The organism is Dickeya sp. CFBP 2040, assembly GCF_012273755.1.
In the GTDB taxonomy this organism is placed as follows: domain Bacteria; phylum Pseudomonadota; class Gammaproteobacteria; order Enterobacterales; family Enterobacteriaceae; genus Dickeya; species Dickeya poaceiphila.
Genome location: NZ_JAAVXH010000078.1, coordinates 51196 through 71008, shown reverse-complemented (window position 1 = coordinate 71008; position 19813 = coordinate 51196). Strand labels below are relative to the sequence as shown.

Annotated in this window: 12 protein-coding genes; all 12 read left to right on the top strand. The window is 55.1% G+C overall.

The window, feature by feature from the left end; genetic code table 11:
* The first annotated feature begins 9 nt into the window (after positions 1–9).
* The 12 genes from dppD (at position 10) to Dpoa2040_RS10375 (ending at position 19703) form a co-directional block, all read left to right on the top strand.
* On the top strand, positions 10–990 hold the full coding sequence (gene dppD, locus Dpoa2040_RS10435) for a dipeptide ABC transporter ATP-binding protein (RefSeq protein WP_042867633.1): 981 nt from the start codon (positions 10–12) through the stop codon (positions 988–990).
* A gap of 8 nt (positions 991–998) precedes the next feature.
* The gene (dppF, locus tag Dpoa2040_RS10430; protein ID WP_371810636.1) at positions 999–1994 is read left to right on the top strand and encodes a dipeptide ABC transporter ATP-binding subunit DppF; all 996 of its coding nucleotides are present in this window, start codon (positions 999–1001) and stop codon (positions 1992–1994) included.
* Positions 1995–2404: 410 nt separating this feature from the next.
* Complete coding sequence (dacB, locus tag Dpoa2040_RS10420; protein WP_168641200.1) at positions 2405–3877, top strand: D-alanyl-D-alanine carboxypeptidase/D-alanyl-D-alanine-endopeptidase; 1473 nt, start codon at positions 2405–2407, stop codon at positions 3875–3877.
* A gap of 571 nt (positions 3878–4448) precedes the next feature.
* Positions 4449–5048, top strand: a complete 600-nt coding sequence (bcsO, locus tag Dpoa2040_RS10415; protein ID WP_168641199.1) for a cellulose biosynthesis protein BcsO — start codon at positions 4449–4451, stop codon at positions 5046–5048.
* Positions 5039–5854: a cellulose biosynthesis protein BcsQ gene (gene bcsQ / locus Dpoa2040_RS10410; RefSeq protein WP_042867646.1), complete on the top strand. Its 816-nt coding sequence runs from the start codon at positions 5039–5041 to the stop codon at positions 5852–5854. Before bcsO ends, bcsQ begins: the two co-directional genes overlap by 10 nt.
* 108 nt (positions 5855–5962) lie before the next feature.
* Positions 5963–8047: a UDP-forming cellulose synthase catalytic subunit gene (gene bcsA / locus Dpoa2040_RS10405; protein ID WP_050569367.1), complete on the top strand. Its 2085-nt coding sequence runs from the start codon at positions 5963–5965 to the stop codon at positions 8045–8047.
* Positions 8044–10557 (top strand): cellulose biosynthesis cyclic di-GMP-binding regulatory protein BcsB, encoded by a 2514-nt coding sequence (bcsB, locus tag Dpoa2040_RS10400; RefSeq protein WP_168641198.1) that lies wholly within the window; start codon positions 8044–8046, stop codon positions 10555–10557. The genes bcsA and bcsB overlap by 4 nt, the downstream gene beginning before the upstream one ends.
* 11 nt (positions 10558–10568) lie before the next feature.
* Positions 10569–14606, top strand: coding sequence for a cellulose biosynthesis protein BcsC (locus tag Dpoa2040_RS10395; RefSeq protein ID WP_168641197.1), 4038 nt, complete (start codon positions 10569–10571; stop codon positions 14604–14606).
* A gap of 2 nt (positions 14607–14608) precedes the next feature.
* Positions 14609–15076, top strand: a complete 468-nt coding sequence (gene bcsD / locus Dpoa2040_RS10390; RefSeq protein ID WP_042867650.1) for a cellulose biosynthesis protein BcsD — start codon at positions 14609–14611, stop codon at positions 15074–15076.
* Positions 15077–15088: 12 nt separating this feature from the next.
* Complete coding sequence (locus Dpoa2040_RS10385) at positions 15089–16087, top strand: glycosyl hydrolase family 8 (RefSeq protein ID WP_168641196.1); 999 nt, start codon at positions 15089–15091, stop codon at positions 16085–16087.
* Between the two features lie 408 nt (positions 16088–16495).
* Positions 16496–17782: a dicarboxylate/amino acid:cation symporter gene (locus tag Dpoa2040_RS10380; RefSeq protein ID WP_042867654.1), complete on the top strand. Its 1287-nt coding sequence runs from the start codon at positions 16496–16498 to the stop codon at positions 17780–17782.
* Positions 17783–18212: 430 nt separating this feature from the next.
* Entirely contained in the window at positions 18213–19703 is a 1491-nt protein-coding gene (locus tag Dpoa2040_RS10375) for a pitrilysin family protein (RefSeq protein WP_168641195.1), read from the top strand.
* The last annotated feature ends 110 nt before the right edge of the window (positions 19704–19813 follow it).

Sequence of the window (19813 nt, the reverse complement as noted above, 5' to 3'; positions counted from 1 at the left end):
GGTAGAGAGATGGCGTTACTCAATGTAGAGAAACTGTCGGTGCACTTTGGCGATGAGGGGCTGCCGTTTCGTGCGGTAGACCGCATCAGCTATCAGGTGGAACAAGGGCAGGTGGTCGGCATCGTCGGCGAGTCCGGTTCCGGCAAATCAGTCAGTTCACTGGCTATCATGGGCTTGATTGATTTCCCCGGCAAAGTAATGGCTGACCGGCTGGAATTCAACCAGCGTGATTTGCAGACGCTCTCCGACAAGGAGCGGCGTCAACTGGTGGGGGCGGAAGTGGCGATGATCTTCCAGGACCCGATGACCAGTCTCAACCCGTGTTACACCGTAGGCTACCAGATCATGGAAGCCATCAAGGTGCATCAGGGCGGTAACCGTAAAACCCGCCGTCAGCGGGCGATTGACCTGCTTAATCAGGTGGGAATTCCCGACCCGGAATCCCGGCTGGATGTGTATCCGCACCAGTTGTCGGGCGGGATGAGTCAGCGCGTGATGATTGCGATGGCGATAGCCTGTCGGCCAAAGTTGCTGATAGCAGACGAACCGACGACGGCGCTGGATGTGACCATTCAGGCGCAGATCATCGAATTACTGCTGGAATTGCAGCAAAAAGAGAACATGGCGCTGATCCTGATTACCCACGATCTGGCGCTGGTGGCGGAAGCCGCGCACCACATAATCGTGATGTACGCCGGGCAGGTGGTGGAATCCGGCAAGGCGGCGGATATTTTCCGCGCGCCGCGTCACCCCTATACCCAGGCACTGTTGCGTGCGTTGCCGGAATTCGCGGTCGATAAGTCTCGTCTGGCGTCGCTGCCGGGCGTGGTGCCGGGTAAGTACGATAGGCCGACCGGCTGTTTGCTTAATCCGCGCTGCCCATATGCCAGCGATCGTTGCCGTCAGGAAGAGCCTGAGATGCGGGATATCCCCGGTCGCCAGGTGAAATGTCACACACCGCTGGATGATGCGGGGAGGCCAACCGTATGAGCCAGACCATGAATGCCGCCGGGCAGCCGTACCTGCTCGAAGCGATTGATTTGAAAAAACACTACCCGGTGAAAAAAGGGCTGTTCGCGCCGGAGCGACTGGTGAAAGCGCTGGATGGCGTCTCTTTTACGCTGGAGCGCGGCAAGACGCTGGCGGTGGTGGGCGAGTCCGGTTGCGGCAAGTCCACTCTGGGCCGCCTGCTGACCATGATCGAAACCCCGTCACACGGCGAGCTGTACTATCATGGGCAGGATCTGCTCAAGCCGGACCCGGCGGCGCAGAAGCTGCGTCGGCAGAAAATCCAGATTGTGTTCCAGAACCCCTATGCATCGCTCAATCCGCGTAAAAAGGTCGGGCAGATCCTGGAAGAGCCGCTGGTGATCAACACTGATCTCACCAAAGCGGAACGCCGCGAGAAGGCGCTGGCGATGATGGCGAAAGTCGGCCTGAAAACCGAACATTACGATCGCTATCCGCACATGTTTTCCGGCGGCCAGCGTCAGCGTATCGCCATCGCTCGCGGGCTGATGTTGGATCCGGACGTGGTGATTGCCGATGAACCGGTGTCCGCACTCGATGTATCGGTGCGTGCGCAGGTGCTGAACCTGATGATGGATTTGCAGCAGGATCTGGGGCTGTCTTACGTGTTCATCTCGCATGATTTGTCGGTGGTGGAACACATTGCTGACGAAGTGATGGTGATGTACCTGGGCCGTTGTGTGGAGAAGGGCAGCAAGGACGCGATTTTCAACAATCCGCGCCACCCGTACACCCAGGCGCTGTTGTCTGCGACGCCGCGCCTGAACCCGGATGCTCGCCGCGAGCGCATCAAGCTAACCGGCGAGCTGCCAAGCCCGCTAAACCCGCCGCCGGGCTGCGCCTTCAACGCCCGCTGCCAGCACCGTTTCGGCACCTGTACCCAGTTGCAACCGCATCTGAAACCGCACGGCGAACAACTGGTTGCCTGCTTCGCGGTGGAGCAGGAAGACAGTCAGGCAAGCTGACGTCTGTGGTGAGACAGAAACACGGCCCCGATTAAAACCGGGGCCTGTTTATAAGTGGCGGGCCAGCGCATCAACAGAGAGTTTGCGATGTTTGCGCATTGCTTTCAGATGTTGTTTGAGTTTCTGTTGAATATCGTAAGCCGTGTATAGCGATAGCATCCTGCGGCTCCTGACGGTGCTTTTTGCCACTATAATAGTAGTTAATGAGAAAAAATGGTCTTTTTTGCTACTTATTATGGTGGCATTTTTATTTGGTTATGCCTTCGTGTTGCAGGGTAGGATGGTGTCGTTATCCTGCATGATATCCCCCCGAAAAACATGGAGTATCCCTATGGCCAAATTGGCAGAATCCGGTACTGTTTGAAGTATACGCTTTTTGTCTTTAACAGGCTTAGCAAGGATTTTAGAAGATGAAAACAGCAGGATGGCTGCTACCCGTGATCCTGATGCTGACGGGATGTACTACCTTTGACTCCGGCCAGAATCATGGCCTGACGCTTAGTCAGGCGCTTACATCCATCGGCGCTGCTCCTGAGCTGGCGGGCGCGTCAATGGGAATGATCGTTCGTGACGCCAACAGCGGCAAAGTGTTGTATCAGACGCACAGCGACCTGCGAATGGTGCCCGCCTCAAACATGAAGCTGCTGACATCGGTGGCGGCTTTCGGCATTTTAGGGCCGGATTACCGCTTTGAGACTCGCCTGCTGACCAATGGTCGCCAGCACAGCGACAAACTGCAAGGTGATATCTATTTGCAAGGCAGCGGCGATCCGACCCTGCAACCCGCCGATCTTGACGCGTTCGCCGCTCAGCTTGCGCAGCGGGGTATCAGACAAATTCACGGGCGACTGCTGTTAGATGACAGCGCCTTCGACAACGTTCCCTTTGGTCAGGGCTGGAGTTGGGACGACGAGTCCTATGCGTTCTCGGCCCCTATTTCTGCACTGAACTACACCTTCAATTTACCTGAAGGGGATATTAACGTTGTGCGTGTTGATATCTGCCCCGGTACCAGCAAAACGTTGCCCGGCGTGATAAGCGTCTATCCCGTTACAAACGCCGTCACGTTAATCAATAACACCACCACGGGGGATACAACGGCGTTAAACTTCAATCGGCGGGCCGGCAGCAATAAGATCGTGGTGAACGGCACGATTGCCGCGAAGAGCAAAACTTACTCGCGGCAGGTAACGGTCGATGACCCTACTCAGATGGTCGGTACACTGTTGTATGCCGCCCTGAAGAAACATGGGATCACAGTACGGGGGGGTATCGACAGGGCCGCTACGCCTGAAAACGCCGTGGTGCTGGCCCACAAAACGTCCGCCCCACTTTCTGAACTGGCACTTACTTTCCTTAAGCTGTCAAATAATAGCTATGGTGAGATCCTGACGAAGGCCATGGGCCGTCAGGCTCAAGGAAAAGGTGACTGGCATTCAGGCCTGCAAACTATCCATCAGTTCCTAAGCCAGAAGGGAATCAATACTGATGCTTTACGGCAGGTTGACGGCTCAGGGTTGTCGCGCTTGAATCAGGTAACACCAGAACAGCTCGCGGCAGTGTTGTTAGTTGCCCGCAAGCAGCCGTGGTTTAACGTCTGGCATAACGCATTGCCAGTAGCAGGTGAACCGGCACTCCTGGTGGGCGGAACCTTACGTCACCGCATGATAAATACGCCAGCCACCGGGCGGACATACGCCAAAACTGGCTCGCTGACCGGCGTTTCGTCGATAAGTGGTTATGTGGATTCGGTCACCGGTAGGCCTTTAGTATTTTCGATTATCAGCAATAACTATCTGGTTCCAGACGCACAGATTAAAGCATTGGAAGATAAGATGGTGGTCACAGTGGCGTCGTGCGACGCCACTGTGGTTTGCCGCTAAAACGGATTACCTTTGCTCAGTAGGCTTACGCATTAAAATGAACTACCGCGAGTTCATTTTAATGCGTAAGCCCTGTAGTGTGAGAGAGTCAAATTGCCGGGCCTTGTACCTCAGAAGGTTACACATACCTTCCCTTTCCCTGCCAGACAATACGGCCATACAGCAATGGTGTATGTGATTAAGCCCTTTAGCCCATCTTTAATCTTATTATTCACATAGAGATTTCCATTGTTTAATTTATTTTAATATATTGCTCAATATTTAGTCATGGATTTCAGGTGAGCACTACGCTATCTTCTCGCAATAGATTTATCACCCGGTGCCGAATTGGTAATCCCCTCAGTGATTAGCCATGATTTAACTATCAATATAGTGATTTTGGCGGGATGGGTGATGTCGTTTTCAGCACGCTAAGGAAGGGAAAGTTTACTTATAGGTTATTGATTTATTTTTCTGGAGTAATTTACCTTCATTACAAATATCGTTTAAGATTAATCCTAAAAGATTGTTTTTTGCGCTGTAGTCCCGCGCCATATTAGCCGTCACCCTTTTCCAGGGAAATGTCAGTTAGATGAATAGTTATGATGATATGCAGCGCTTTAAGGATAAAGCCCAGATAAAAGATATTAATTTCAGGGATATGTCCGGACAGGTATTGCAATCTGACACCGTTGTCTGGCCGATTATAAAACAGCTGTTGCGCAATCAGGCTGGTGAGGACTCACTATCGGCGGCTCAGTCGGTGAGTATTGCGCAACCTGTGCCGGCGAGTCTGGACGCGTTGTCTGCGCCTGTGGCGTCGCCGTCTCACCGTGTCATGCCGTCAGCTGCCGTCATCTCTGGGTCTTCCGGAGATAATCGATATTCCCTGTTTAACGCTATTGCTGCGTCGTCGTCGCCCGTTCAGGTTGCTCCTGTGCCTGTGTCCGTAGCACAGCAGGTAGCGCCGCAGAGGGAAGAAACGATATCTTCAGAAACGCTACGCCCGCATCCGCTCGCGCATACACCGGCACCAGCAGCGTCCACACCTGTGATGAGCGAGGCGCTGCTCGCCTCAGAAGCTGGACGATTCCGCCAGTTATTTAGTCGTCATCGCCATGATGAAACCCATTCGGTATCCAAAACCATGTTGTTGAAACCCTTGCTGGAGAAAATCGCGTTATGCCGTTAGTTTGTGTTTGTTCTCCGAAAGGTGGCGTCGGTAAAACCACCATGGCGGCTAATCTGGCCTATGCGCTGGCTCGTGGCGGCAGCAAGGTGCTGGCGATTGATTTCGATGTGCAGAATGCGTTGCGCCTGCATTTTGGCGTGCCGCTCGGTGATGAACGTGGTTACGTTGCCAAATCCGATGAAATGGCCGACTGGAGCCAGTCTATCCTGACCGCAGACGATAATATTTTCGTGTTGCCTTACGGCAATGTCACCGAAGAACAACGGTTGGCGTTTGAGCATCGTATGACGACCGACCCACTGTTTCTCCAGCGCGGCCTGAGTTCGGTGATGAATTATCCGGGGTTGGTCATCGTGGCGGATTTCCCGCCAGGACCGAGTCCGGCGTTGAAGGCCATGACGGAACTGGCCGATCTGCATCTGGTGGTGATGATGGCGGATACCGCTTCCCTGTCGCTGATGCCGCAGATTGAGGGCAATAAACTGACCGGTCAGGCGCTAAATAATCGCAAAGGTTCTTACCTGTTGCTGAATCAAACGGATAATCGCCGTGCTATCAGCAGTCAGGTGTCGTCGTTTCTCCAGCAACGTATGCCGGACAAACTGATTGGCAGTGTACACCGTGATGAGAGTGTCGCTGAAGCCAACGCCTCCCAACGCTCCATTTTTGATTTCAACCCGGTTTCTGCTGCTGCGTTTGACATTGAACTGATTGGAAAACGCGTTGCGTCGCTGCTGGATATCAGGATTGGTAACGGAGAAGTTCACGCCGATTTTCCCACTTATCAAGCTGTTTCTGCCAGCTAAGTGCTAATTCAGTCTACAATCGTAAAGAATTGTTATTCTTTGACTGATTTTTTTAGCACAGGCAGGTGCGCGCGAACGTTTTCCATCAATTAATTATCAGGATAATCGATGAAAAAAATCCTGTTCTTAACCATTTTGTTGTTATTGCTACCGGTTGCAGCGGTGATTGTCATCACCCCGATGGACAGTGAAAAACAATATATATTCGGCCTGATCAGCCTGGCATTGATGTTTTTGCTGGGACTCAATAAACGCCGTCAGGTGACGGTGATACTCATTATTATGTCAGTGCTGACGTCAACACGTTATATGTACTGGCGGGCAACGGAAACCCTGCACTTCAACTCTGAAATTGAAGCCATTCTGGGCATGGGTTTATTTATTGCCGAGTTCTATATCTGGGTGATTTTGTTATTAGGTTTTCTTCAGACGGCCTGGCCGCTGGAGCGCGCGATTGAGCCGATGCCGGAGGACACTCAGTTATGGCCGACGGTGGATGTGTATATTCCTACCTATAACGAGAGTCTTGATGTGGTGCGCGATACGGTGCTGGCGGCGCAGTGCATCGACTACCCGCGCGACAAAATGACAATCTATTTGTTGGATGACGGCAAACGCAGCGAATTTGCCGTGTTCGCCTCGCAAGTGGGCGTCGGTTATATCACCCGCGATAATAACGCTCACGCTAAGGCCGGTAACCTTAACCATGCGCTTAAGTTGACCCAAGGCGAGCTTATCTGCGTATTTGACTGTGATCACGTCGCCAAGCGCATCTTCCTGCAAGCCACGGTTGGCCCGTTCCTGTCGGACCCGAAACTGGCACTGTTGCAGACGCCGCATTACTTCTATTCGCCGGACCCGTTCGAACGTAACCTGCGCGCGGCGCGCGACATGCCGAGCGAAGGCGCGCTGTTTTACGGGCCGGTGCAACAAGGCAATGACCTCTGGAACGCGGCCTTTTTCTGCGGTTCCTGCGCGGTGATTCGCCGTGCAGCACTGGATGAAATTGGCGGCTTTGCGGTGGAAACCGTAACGGAAGACGCGCATACCGCCATCAAGATGCAGCGCAAAGGCTGGAAATCCGCCTTTCTGGCGATTCCGCTGGCAGCGGGTCTGGCGACCGAACGGCTGGTGCTGCATGTTATTCAGCGTACCCGCTGGGCACGTGGCATGACGCAGATTTTCCGGGTTGATAACCCGTTGTTCGGGCGTGGGCTGACCTGGCCTCAACGGTTGTGCTATCTCAACGCCATGCTGCATTTCCAGTTTGGCTTGCCGCGCGTGGTGTTCCTGACGGCGCCGCTGGCCTACCTGCTGTTCAACCTCAATATTATCTATGCCTCGGCGGCGACGATTTTTGCGTATGTATTACCGCATCTGGTGCTGTCGATGTACCTCAACTCGCGCATGAACGGGCGTTTTCGTTACAGTTTCTGGGGTGAAATCTACGAAACGGTGATGGCGTTCCATCTGGTGATTCCGACGCTGGTCACCCTGTTCGCGCCGACGCGCGGCAAGTTCAACGTAACCGATAAAGGCGGCCTGCTGGACGAAGGCTTTTTTGATTTTCGTATTGTGCGGCCACATATCATTGCGGCGATTTTGATGGGAGCAGGCGTCGTGGCTGGCATTGCCCGCATCGTGGCGCATGATTATTTCAATGTGGACCCCTATGTGATGGTGCTGAACGTGGTGTGGGCGCTACTCAGTTTGTTAACCCTGCTGGCAGCGATTGCGGTAGCGCGGGAAACCAAACAGGTGCGCAAGACCATCCGCGTTGATGTGGATGTGCCCGCTATCATTCATTACGTCAGCGGCGTGGCATCCCGCACCACCACCATTAATCTGTCGATGGGCGGAGTACAGCTTAAAGCGCCGGATCAGCGTCATAAAACCGATGAGATTGAGGCGGTTGAGCTGTTGCTGCAATCCAGCGAAATTTGCCTGCCAGCACAGTCGGTGGCGGCAGACGACGACACCATTCGCCTGCGATTTGACAATATTCCGTTGGCCCAGCGTCGGGCGCTGGTACGCGTGGTGCTGTCGCGTGCAGATGCCTGGATGAGTTCGCCCTTTCCGCAGGATCGTCCCTTGCGCTCACTGTGGGCGGTGGTGTGTACCGTTTGCGCATTCTTCTGGATGAGTTTGCGAGGCCGTAAAGCAGACCAGAAGAAGGGAGACGTCGTTGCATGATGATGCCACGTTTTTTGAAATCGCTGTGGCCTCTGTGCGTGAGCGGCGTATTGATGCTGGGTGGCAACGGTGCGCTGGCGGCTGGCAACACGGCGGATGAGCCGTTGCCCACCATGCTCAGCCCCGGCGGCAGCCAAACCGCGCCTGCTGCGAATACTGCATCGATGCCGACACCGCCAGCGATGCCGCCGATAGTGTCGCCACAGGCATCGCCAACGGCACCGTCCCCGGTTATGCCAGAAGCGACATCGCCGGATCTTCCTGCACCGCCGCCGCTGACGACGCCGTCCATGCTGTTGCCGGCACCGGTTGGTGATCAATCCGCGACAGATCAGCCCACGACAGGTTATCAGCCGCTATCTAGCGACGTCACCGTGGCGCAGATGGGCCAAACGCGGGGGATTACGCTGGCGGGCGGTCAGGCGCAGGCTGGGGTGATTTTTACTCTGCCTGGCGATCAGGTGGTGACCAATGCGCGTCTGGATCTGGCGTTGCGGGTATCGCCCGAACTGGCGGCGCTCAATACGTCGATGCAACTGATGCTGAACGGCCAGCCGCTGGGTAGTGTGCCGCTGAACGCCGTGACTGGCGACAGTACGTTGTTTCAACTGGATATTCCCGCTGCGATGGTGGTTTCCAGTAACAACCTGAGTTTTCGCGTCAATGATGCTGATCGCCTGCTGTGCGAGCGCGACAGCGCGACCCGCTACAACCTGACCATTCTTCCGACCACGACCCTGCATCTGGAAGGCCAGCAACTTGATATCGGCACCCGGCTGGAGAATTTCCCACGTCCGTTTATCGACCCGCTGCAGATGTCGTCCACTTCTGTACCGATGGTGTTTCCGGCCAACCTTACCCCCGCTCAGGTCAGCGCGGCATCGCTGGTGGCTTCCTGGCTGGGGATGCGTATGGATGGTTACGGCGTGACGTTCCCGGTGATACGCGATGCGTTGCCTGAGAAGAGCGGCATAGTGTTTGGCCGACCAGGAGACAACGTGGGCACGCTGACGCTGCCAGAGGTTGCCGGTCCTACATTGCAACTGATTGATAACCCGGTGAACCCGGTTTACAAACTGATGCTGGTGATAGGCAAGGATGATGAGCAGTTGCGGCAGGCGGCGTATCGCCTGATCAATCAGCCCTTCACTGGCGATGCGTCAACCCTGTCGGTAACGCCGCAGACCATTCCTTTTCGCCGCGCTTATGACGCACCGCGCTGGATCAATACCGACCGACCGGTACGGCTGAGTGAATTGTTGCGCAACGATCAAAACATGACAGTCAGTGGGCTTTGGCATGAGGCGCTGCGCATCAACTTCCGCGCCGCGCCGGATTTGTTTTTGTGGGATGGCGATACCATTCCGGTAAACGTCGATTACCGTTTCCCGTCAGAAAGCTGGATTGATGAAAGCCGCTCATACCTGAATGTGATGCTCAACGGCACCTTCCTGCACAATCTGCCGGTGAACAAGGTCGGTGTGTTACAACAATTGTGGCGTGAAATGGGCGGTGATAGCCGTCAGGAAAATTATACGTTGAAGGTCGATCCGTATCTGATTTACGGATACAACCAGTTCCAGCTTTACTTCAACATCCGTGCGAAAGAAGATGCGCCGTGCAGCGTGCTGCTTAACAACAACATCAAGAGCCAGATTGCCGACAGCGCGTCTATCGATCTCAGTCGCACACGCCATTTCACGCTGCTGCCGAATCTCTCCTATTTCGTGGGGGTGGCGTTCCCGTTCACTCGTCAGGCGGATTACGCTCAGACAGTAATGCTGCTGCCGGAAAAACCAACCAACGCCGAAATTGGCCTGCTGCTTGACCTGGCTGGTCGCGCTGGCGATGCCACCGGCGTGAGCCTCAACCACAACCGCGTAATGTTCGGCTTGCCGACCAACGCCGGTGACCGGCAGAAGCTTGAAAATAGCGATGTACTGGCGGTGACCTCGTTGCAGCAAACGGCGTTCAATCAGAACCTGCTGTCTGGTTCACCCTATACGGTGAATGACCGTACTTTTGGCGTCAGGACACCAGGAGTATGGGAGCACTTACAAACTTTATTGATCGGTGACTGGAACCGTACCCCGCTGGAGGCAGACCGTTATTTCTCGTCTAACGAAGCCTGGCGCGGTTTCCTGAGCTACCGGTCGCCGTGGAACCCGGATCGGGTGGTGGTAGTGGCCACCGGCAGTGGCGACGACCAGTTGTTGCGACTGTATGGCGACCTGAGTTCGCCGAGCATTAATGCTGCGGTGCGAGGCGATACCGCCATTATCACCGACGAAAACGGCGTGCGTAGCTTTCGGGTGGGACCACAGTTCCCTAGTGGTGAAATGCCCTGGTACATGATGGTTGTCTGGTACGCCAATCAACACGCGGTGTTGCTGGCGTTGATGGCGCTGCTGTTGGCGGCGGTGATGGGGCTGAGCCTGGCATCGATGCTCCGGCGGCTGGCAGAGAAAAGGCTGTCTACCCGACGTGATGCGGGATCGGATAAAGAATAAGCGAGCCACCTATGAAGATGACGACATTAACAGCCCGCATCCGTCAGTCACTGTCTCTTACCGGTGTGGTGGTCAGCGGCGTGCTATCGACCTCCGCGCTGGCGGCACAGACTAACCCGGCGCTACAGGCGCTGTTTGAACAGGCGGATTACTGGCATCAACGCTCTCATGACGATCTTGCTCGTGGCGCGTTGCAGAAAATCCTGATGGCGGATGCCAACAACCCGCAGGCGCTTTACCTGATGGCGTTGTACGCCCAACATAGCGGCGATAATGCCGAAGCTGCCAAATGGCGTGAGCGCCTGAGCAAGGCATCGCCGCAGGACCCGCTGTTGCAGGCGCTGGATAATGCCCGCCAGACCTCGACCATCCCGCCAGCGCAGCTGGCGCTGGCGCGTCAGCAGGCGCGCAGCGGCAATATCAGCGCGTCGCTGCAAACCTGGCGCAATCTGTTTAGCGGCACTCAGCCTCCTGCCAGTATCGCGGCGGAATACTATCTGACCATGGCGGGTGACCGTACGCTATTACCGCAGGCGATTGACCACCTGCGCGAGTTTGTGGCGGCGCATCCGCAGGATACCAATGCCGTTGTGGCGCTTGGCAAGGCGCTGACCTATCAGGAGCCGACCCGCCGCGAAGGGTTGCAAATGCTGAGTGGGCTGGCGTCCGGCAGTACCGATGCCGATCAGGCGATGCGGCAGGCGTTGCTGTGGCTGGGACCCAAAGTGGACGACGCGCCGCTCTATCAGCTCTATCAGCAGCGGCACCCGCAGGATACGGCGGTGATGGACTATTACCGCAAAAATGTGGGCGGCAACGAGAAAGACAAAGGCTTTAGCGCACTCAACAGCGGCGATCTCTCCAGCGCGCAAACCGCGTTCGGCCAGGTGTTGCAGGCTAACCCGGAAGATGCGGATGCGCTGGCGGGAATGGGATATGCCGCCCAGCGGCGCGGCGATTTTGCCGCCGCTGCAACGTATCTGGAACGGGCGGCCCGGCAGGGTGGCGAGAACAGTGCTCAACGCCAGCAGCAGGCAGACGATGCCCGTTTCTACGCCCAACTGGCGGCTGCGCAGCAGGCGATGAAGAATGGCGATACGGCACAGGCGCTGACGCTAAGCGAACCCTTGGTGCAGGCTGGCGGCGACAAAGGGATGACGGCGAAACTGTTCCGCGCCGATGTACTGCGTCGTACCAATAATTTTTCGCAGGCGGAACGGTTGTACCGCGATATTCTGCAAACCGATGCGGATAATCGTAACGCCAAAGAAGGGCTTTATTACGTACTGCGCGAGCAGAAACGTACCGACGAAGCCAATTCGTTATTTTCGGCCTTGCCGGAGGACGTGCGCCGCACCATGGCACTGCGCCCGGTCAGCATCGCCACCAGCACGCCGGTGCGCAACGACGCCAAACAGGCACTGGCGGCGGGCGATACCACGCGTGCCATCGGCCTGCTGCAACAGGGTGTGCAGCGTTTCCCGAACGACGCCTGGCTGAAGCTCGATCTGGCGCGGATTTACCAGCAGCAGGGCAATACCGCTGCCGCCACCGCGTTGATGCAGCCATTATTCCGCGCCGGAGCCAGTGCGGATGAACTCTACGCTGCAGCACTGTTCGCCAGTGAAAATAACGCCTGGCAACAGGCTGGTACGTTGCTGTCGCGCATTCCGCCGCGTAATCAGAACGACGATATTCGCAGTCTGTCGCGGCGCGTTAATTTCAATTTACAGATGGCGACCGCGCAGGTGTATTTGTCGCGGGGCGAGAACGCCGCGGCGGCTAACACGCTGCGGGCGTTATCAGTCACGCCGCCGGATAACCCGGCTGACGCGGGCAAACTGGCCCGCTCACTGGCGGCGGCGGGGGAAACGGCGGCGGCGGTGACGGTGGTGCGCAACAATATGCAGCGTGGCGTGCAGGGCAACGCGGGGGATTATGCCGATCAGATTGGCGTGCTGAATCAGGCCGGCCTGAGTGATGACGCGCAGTCATGGCTCAACCGCCCGGAGCTGGTGGCGCGCAGCAGCACGGCACAGCTTGACGCACTGCGCACCGGTTTTGTGGTGCGCGAAGCCGACCGTTTGCGCGAGAACCAGCAGTATGCACAGGCTTACGACAAGCTGGCCCGTGCGCTGCAACGCGACCCGAAAAATACCGACCTGATGTTCGCCATGGCCCGGTTATACCAGTCCGGCAAAATGAGCAAAGAGGCGGCGGACGTTTACGACTACCTGCTGTTGCATGACACGCCAACACAGGAGGCGCGCGTCGGCGCCATTAATGTGGCGCTGGAACGTAACGACTTGCAAAAGGCGCACGCGCTCTCTACTGGGTTGCAAAGTGAACAGACGCCAGAGCGGCTGTTGCTGCTGGCTCGTCTTGCAGACGCTGAAGGTAACCGTGGTCAGGCATTGGATTATCTGAAAGCCGCCCGTGCGAAAGCGGTTGGGCTGGCAGGGGATACGCCTGTAATCGGTAGTCTGCCGGTGGCGAACAATCCATTTATTTATCGCGCATCATCGGAAAGCAGCCGCATCGCCAATAACCGGGCGCCGACTACTTCTACTTATGGCAGCGTGGTGCCATGGCAGCGTTCGGGTGGCACAGGGGAGGCACCGCAGGCTTTCACCGATGTGTCGTCTCAGCGGGAAGCTACGCTGAACCAGATTACCCGCATGATGGATGATTTGGAGCGGGATACCGGTAGTTGGGTTCAAGGCGGGATGCAGATTCGCAGCCGCGATGGCGAGTCGGGGCTTAGCCGGTTAACTGAAGCCAAAGCGCCGCTCACCTGGTCGAGCGGCTCGTTTGGCGATGCGCGCCTTAGCTTTAGCGTCACGCCGATGACGTTAAGTGCAGGTAGCGCCAGTGGCGATGCTGATCGTCGCTATGGGGCGGGTGCGGGGGCACAGGCGGTGCGGAATATGGTGGCTACGGTAAATGCCGAAGTAGGTGCATTAACTAATAGTATGCGTGATTCAGTTGCGTCAACAAACCCAGAAGCTGTTTCTTATTACAATTCTATTGCTAATGCCAATGGGCAGATCTCTTTTGAGGCATTAAATCCTTTAAATGCAATCGGACAACGGACGTTTGCATTATTGAATGACCACAAGAATGAGAATATTAAAAATTTTCTTCTTTCCTCTTCTCGGAAACCTAATGTTAATACCGAAGGGTTTGGTTCTACCGAATCGCAAAAAGCCTCCGGCGTTGAGCTGAACCTGGCGCTGATCGGCAAAAACTATAAATTTGACTTCGGCAGCACGCCGCTCGGTCAGGATTTGAATACGCTGGTCGGCGGCGTGCAATGGTCGCCCAAACTGACGGATTTTCTCACACTGATCGTGACCGGAGAGCGCCGTGCGGTGACGGATAGCCTGCTTTCCTATGTTGGCCGTAAAGAGGTTTTCAGTGGCGAGAGCTGGGGGCAGGTGACCAAAAACGGTGGTAACGTACTGCTGAGCTACGACAACGGCGATGTCGGTGCTTATGGCGGTGGCGGCGCTTACCGCTATCTTGGCAAAAATGTGAAGAGCAACAACGCCGTGATGGCCAATGCGGGTTTCTATATTCGCCCGGTGCATGATAGTGACAGCGAGTTGAAAACCGGCGTTAACCTGAGCTGGATGAATTTCAATAAAAACCTGAGTTATTACAGCTACGGTCAGGGCGGTTATTTTAGCCCGCAGAATTATGTCTCGGTCTCGCTTCCCATCGAGTGGAACCAACGCTACGACAATCTGAATCTTAAGGCGGGCGTGTCGGTAGGATATCAGTCCTATACCCTCGATAAGAGCGATTACTTCCCAAATAATCCTGACTGGCAAGCGTTTCTGGATGATGCTGTGACCGATGGCTTTGCTAAAGAATCCCATTACGCCAGCGACAGCAAGAACGGCATTGGCTATAACGCGCATGTCGGTGCGGACTACCGCGTCACCAAAGATGTGACGGTGGGCGGGCAGGTGGGCTACGACACCTTTGGCAACTATAACGAAACCACGGCCCGGCTCTATTTCCGCTACGGGCTGGGAGGCAAATAAGCATGAGTGACATGCAGCAACATGCACTGAACTATTATCGCCAACAGCAACTGCCGCCCGGCTGGGCGGATCTGTTCGGCGTGATCGTCAACGGGATGATGGATAATGCCGGCGAGCAAGACGGGCTGGCATTTTTGCGTCACATGGGCGAACAACTGGCCGAACGCTACCCGTTGCCGGAGGCGTTAACCGTGGTGGATCTGGAACGGGAGATGAATCAGGTGTTGTCTCAGTTTCACTGGGGATGCGTGGACCTGCGCCCGTATGAAAACCGGCTGGAGATTTATCACCTGGCATTACCTGTGCTGGCGAATACGCAAAGCAGTAGCTCACGGTGGCGCATGGCGATGGCGGCAGTATTGCAGGGACTATACAGCCGCTGGCTGCGTGGACAGGGTGGAGCAGAGAATGTGCCGTTATCCTGCGAGGAAACCGAAAATGGATCGATTCTTTTGTTCCGTTACTATTGAGCTGGAGGCGTAATGGTAAAGCCAATATGGCGTGGTTGGGCGTTGATGTTGATGGTGTTGTTTAGTATGTCGGCAACGGCGGCGACAGGTTGGGAAACCTATAAAAGTCGCTTCATGACTCAGGATGGGCGCATTCAGGATACGGGAAATAACAACGTCAGCCATACCGAAGGCCAGGGTTTCGCCATGCTGATGGCGGTGCATTACGGCGACCGCACTGCATTCGATAGCCTGTGGAACTGGACGCAACGCCACCTCATGGATAGCTCCAGTGGCCTGTTTTACTGGCGTTATGATCCGTCGGCCTCCAATCCGGTGGTCGATAAAAACAACGCATCCGATGGTGATGTCCTGATTGCGTGGGCGCTGTTGCAGGCCGGAAATAAGTGGCAGGATAATAGTTATTTGCAAGCCTCTGACCGCATTCAAAAAGCAGTCATCAGTCACGAGGTCATTCAGTTTGCGGACCATACCGTGATGTTGCCCGGCGCTTATGGCTTTAATAAGAACAGCTATGTTGTCCTGAACCCGTCCTATTTTCTGTTTCCTGCCTGGCGAGATTTTGCCCGTCGCAGTCATCTTCAGGTCTGGCGGCAACTGATTGACGATAGCCTGTCGTTGCTTAGCGAAATGCGCTTCGGTCAGGCCGGGTTGCCGACGGACTGGGTCGCGCTGAATGCGGATGGGTCGATGGCGCCGGCAACGGCATGGCCATCGCGTTTCAGTTATGACGCTATCCGCGTGCCGTTGTACCTGTACTGGTATGATGCCAAAACCACAGCGCTGCTGCCGTTTCAGTTGTACTGGCGCAATTATCCCCGGCTGGCGACACCGGCCTGGGTTGACGTGCTGAGCAATAATACCGCGCCTTACAATATGCAAGGTGGCTTACTGGCGGTGCGCGACCTGACGATGGGTAACCTTGCTGAGCTTAGCGATCTACCCGGTGCGTCGGATGATTACTACTCATCCAGCTTGCGCCTGCTGGTGGCCCTGGCGCGCGGTCAATAACGGTTCTTGTCGTACCAGCGAGGACATCGTCCTCGCTGTGTCCCTCTGTGTGTCTCCTTTGATTTTTCCTTGGTGTATTTTACGCTTCACGTTTTGTTAACCTGATTGTTACTCGTGATCCTATTCACAAAAAATTCTTATGAATCAGCGCAAAATAGGGTTGTAGCATGGTTTGCTGCGAGGTTGAGACGGCGTTGGTGATGCGTGATGTTATCGGTAAATTAATGCAATGTTTTTGGGAATAATCTGTTGAAGCGATTCAGCTCTTGTTTTTAACCGGATGTTCACAAACTAAAGTTATAAAAGTATTCACTCTGTTATCAGGGTGTTATTTTCCGGCGCAAGCACAGGCGGCAACTTTATCGTTCTTTGTCCCCTGTGTCTTTTCCCATCAAAGGACGTCACACTATGAAAAAATCAATATTCAAAAGTCTCTACTTTCAAGTGCTTGTAGCTATCACCATAGGGATATTGCTGGGACATTTCTACCCGGCGCTGGGGCAACAGATGCAGCCTCTGGGCGATGGATTCGTAAAATTAATCAAAATGGTGATCGCGCCAGTGATCTTTTGTACCGTCGTCACCGGGATCGCCGGGATGGAGAGTATGAAGGCCGTTGGGCGTACCGGCGCTGCCGCGCTGCTCTATTTTGAAATTGTCAGTACGCTGGCGCTGATTATCGGCCTGGTGGTGGTCAACGTGCTGCAGCCCGGTGTCGGCATGAACGTTGACCCGTCGTCGCTGAATGCGGCTGCGGTGGCGAATTATGCCACTGAAGCTGGCAAGCAGGGCGTGGTGCCGTTCCTGATGGATGTGATTCCTTCCAGCGTCATTGGCGCTTTTGCCAGCGGCAACATCCTGCAGGTGCTGCTGTTTGCGGTGATGTTTGGTTTTGCCCTGCACCATCTGGGTGAAAAAGGCGTGCTGATTTTCGATGTGATTGAAAGTTTCTCCCAGGTCGTTTTCGGCATTATCAACATGATCATGCGTCTGGCGCCGCTGGGTGCGTTCGGCGCGATGGCATTTACCATCGGCAAGTATGGCGTAGGTACGCTGGTACAGCTGGGGCAGTTGATTATCTGTTTCTACATCACCTGTATCCTGTTTGTGGTGCTGGTGCTTGGCTCCATCGCCAGAGCGACCGGTTTCAGTATCTTCAAGTTCATTCGCTACATTCGTGAAGAACTGCTGATCGTACTGGGAACCTCATCGTCCGAGTCTGCGCTGCCGCGTATGCTGGAGAAAATGGAAAAACTGGGTTGTAAGAAATCGGTAGTGGGTCTGGTGATTCCGACCGGCTACTCCTTCAACCTGGACGGTACGTCGATTTACCTGACGATGGCGGCGGTATTTATCGCTCAGGCGACCAACAGCCACATGGATATCTGGCATCAGATTACGCTGTTGGTGGTGTTGCTGTTGTCCTCCAAAGGCGCAGCAGGCGTGACGGGCAGCGGCTTTATTGTGCTGGCGGCGACCATTTCTGCCGTAGGTCACCTGCCGATTGCCGGTCTGGCGCTGATTCTGGGTATTGACCGCTTTATGTCTGAAGCGCGTGCGCTGACCAATCTGGTGGGCAACGGCGTGGCGACCGTAGTGGTGGCCAAATGGTGTAAACAGCTTGATTCTCAACAGATGAACGATGTGCTTTCTGGTCGTAATGACCGCCCAGCTGCGGAGTCTCGTCCTTCCTGATAGTGAGCACTAGCTCTTTCTTGCCTGTATTCCCACAGCCCGTGTTACGGGCTGTGGGTAATTCTTATCCATTCTGTGCTAGATTTAGTCGCCTTTAATTTTTTTACTCTTTATTTCACCTTGTTGAGTGACATAGACAAAAGCACGCTGTCTAACTGAGTGGTACACTTCGCTTCGCTATTTTTGTGAGGCGACGATACCCGCCATACTTCAAGTTGCCGGTGCGTTGGTTGACCTGGCTACCCGGCTCACGTTGCAAGGCTTGTATCAGCTCTGGCGTTGAAAAGCCGACGCGTTGCGTGGTTCAAAACCTGAGCGTTTTGTCTCACAGCTTGAACGATTGGGGGTATAACGCGTGAAGTGGCAGGGTGATGCCACCCGAATTCACAAAAACATACTGTATTGGTTAGTGATTAAAGTAGGGGTTCACATGCAGGGCACCAAATTTGGCCTTTTTGTTGGTGGAGTGTTGCTGGCGGCTAACGTCGGCAACGTGCAGGCTGAAGCGCTACAACCCGATCCCGCCTGGCAACAAGGCAAGCTGGATAACGGCTTTAGCTGGCAGCTGCTTGCAACACCCCAGCGTCCCAGTGACCGGATTGAACTACGGTTGATGATTAATACCGGTTCATTGACGGAAAATGCGCAGCAGACGGGTTTTTCCCATTTTATTCCACGTCTGGCGTTGTTGCCGCACGACACCTTTTCGGCGGGTCAGTTGCCATCGTTGTGGCAGCAATCTGAAAGCGAAACCCGGCCACTGCCTCCGGCTACCACCTCATATGACTTTACCTCTTACAATCTGAGTCTGCCTAACAACCGGCCCGACTTGCTGAAAGACGCGCTAATCTGGTTGGCGGATACGGCAGGGCGGCTGCAAATTAATGACAAACACATCGCGTTGGCGCGGAAGATGCTTGACCCAGTGGCGACGGCACCCACCAATCCGCAGGACCCAAGCTGGCGTTACCGTCTGAAAGGATCGTCTTTGTTGTCGTATGCGCCGGGGCAACCGCTCAAGGCTCCGGTGAATGCGGAACAACTGAACAAATACTACAAAACCTGGTACACCCCTGACGCCATGACGCTGTACGTGGTGGGCAACGTTGACAGTCGGGTTATCGCCGAGCAGATCGACAAAGCGTTTTCGTCGTTGCAGGGAAAACGGGTGACGCCGTCGCCATTGCCGACCTTGTCCGCGATGCCATCGGCCCCGATAAGCCTGATGGACAGCAGCGTGAAGCAGGACATTCTGTCGCTGGTGTGGGATATGCCATGGCAGCCGATCCGCAATTCGCAGGCATTGGCGCGTTACTGGCATAGCGATTTGGCGCGTGAGGCGCTGTTCTGGCATATGCAGCAGGCGTTGACCAAAAGCCCGCTGAAAGACACCAATGTACGTTTTGACTGTAATGTGGTGTATGGCCGCGCCCAGTGCGCTATCCATCTGGACAATGTCACTGGTGAGTCGGCGCAGGCGGGGGTGACTTTCCTGAGCAAAGAACTCCGGGCGTTACGGGATAAGGGGCTGTCTCAGGCGGAGTTTGATACGCTGATGGCGCGTAAGACGGAAGAGCTGGGCAAGCTGTTTGCTACTTACGCCCGTGCCAGCACCGATATTCTGATGGATCAGCGCTTGCGTTCGCAGAAAAACGGAGTGGTGGATATCGCACCGGAGCAGTATCAGAAACTGCGCCAGAATTATCTGGCATCCGTCACGCTGGAGATGCTGAATCAGGAATTGCATCAGCAACTGTCTCAGGAAGCGACATTGGTGATGTTGCAACCGCAGGGTGAACCGGAAGCCAGCATGAAGGCGCTTCAGGAAACCTACATGAGCATTATGAAGCCGGATAATGGCGCAGCCTCTGCCTCGGACGCTGTCAAAGCACCGCAAGACGAAACGTCGGCAGTGCGTTAACGCGTGATGACCATCTGAATCGGATATTGGCCGATTCGACAGAAATAAAACAACGCCGGTTTAGCTGTCTGCTGAACCGGCGTTTTTGTTGATTGTTATTGTTGTGTCAG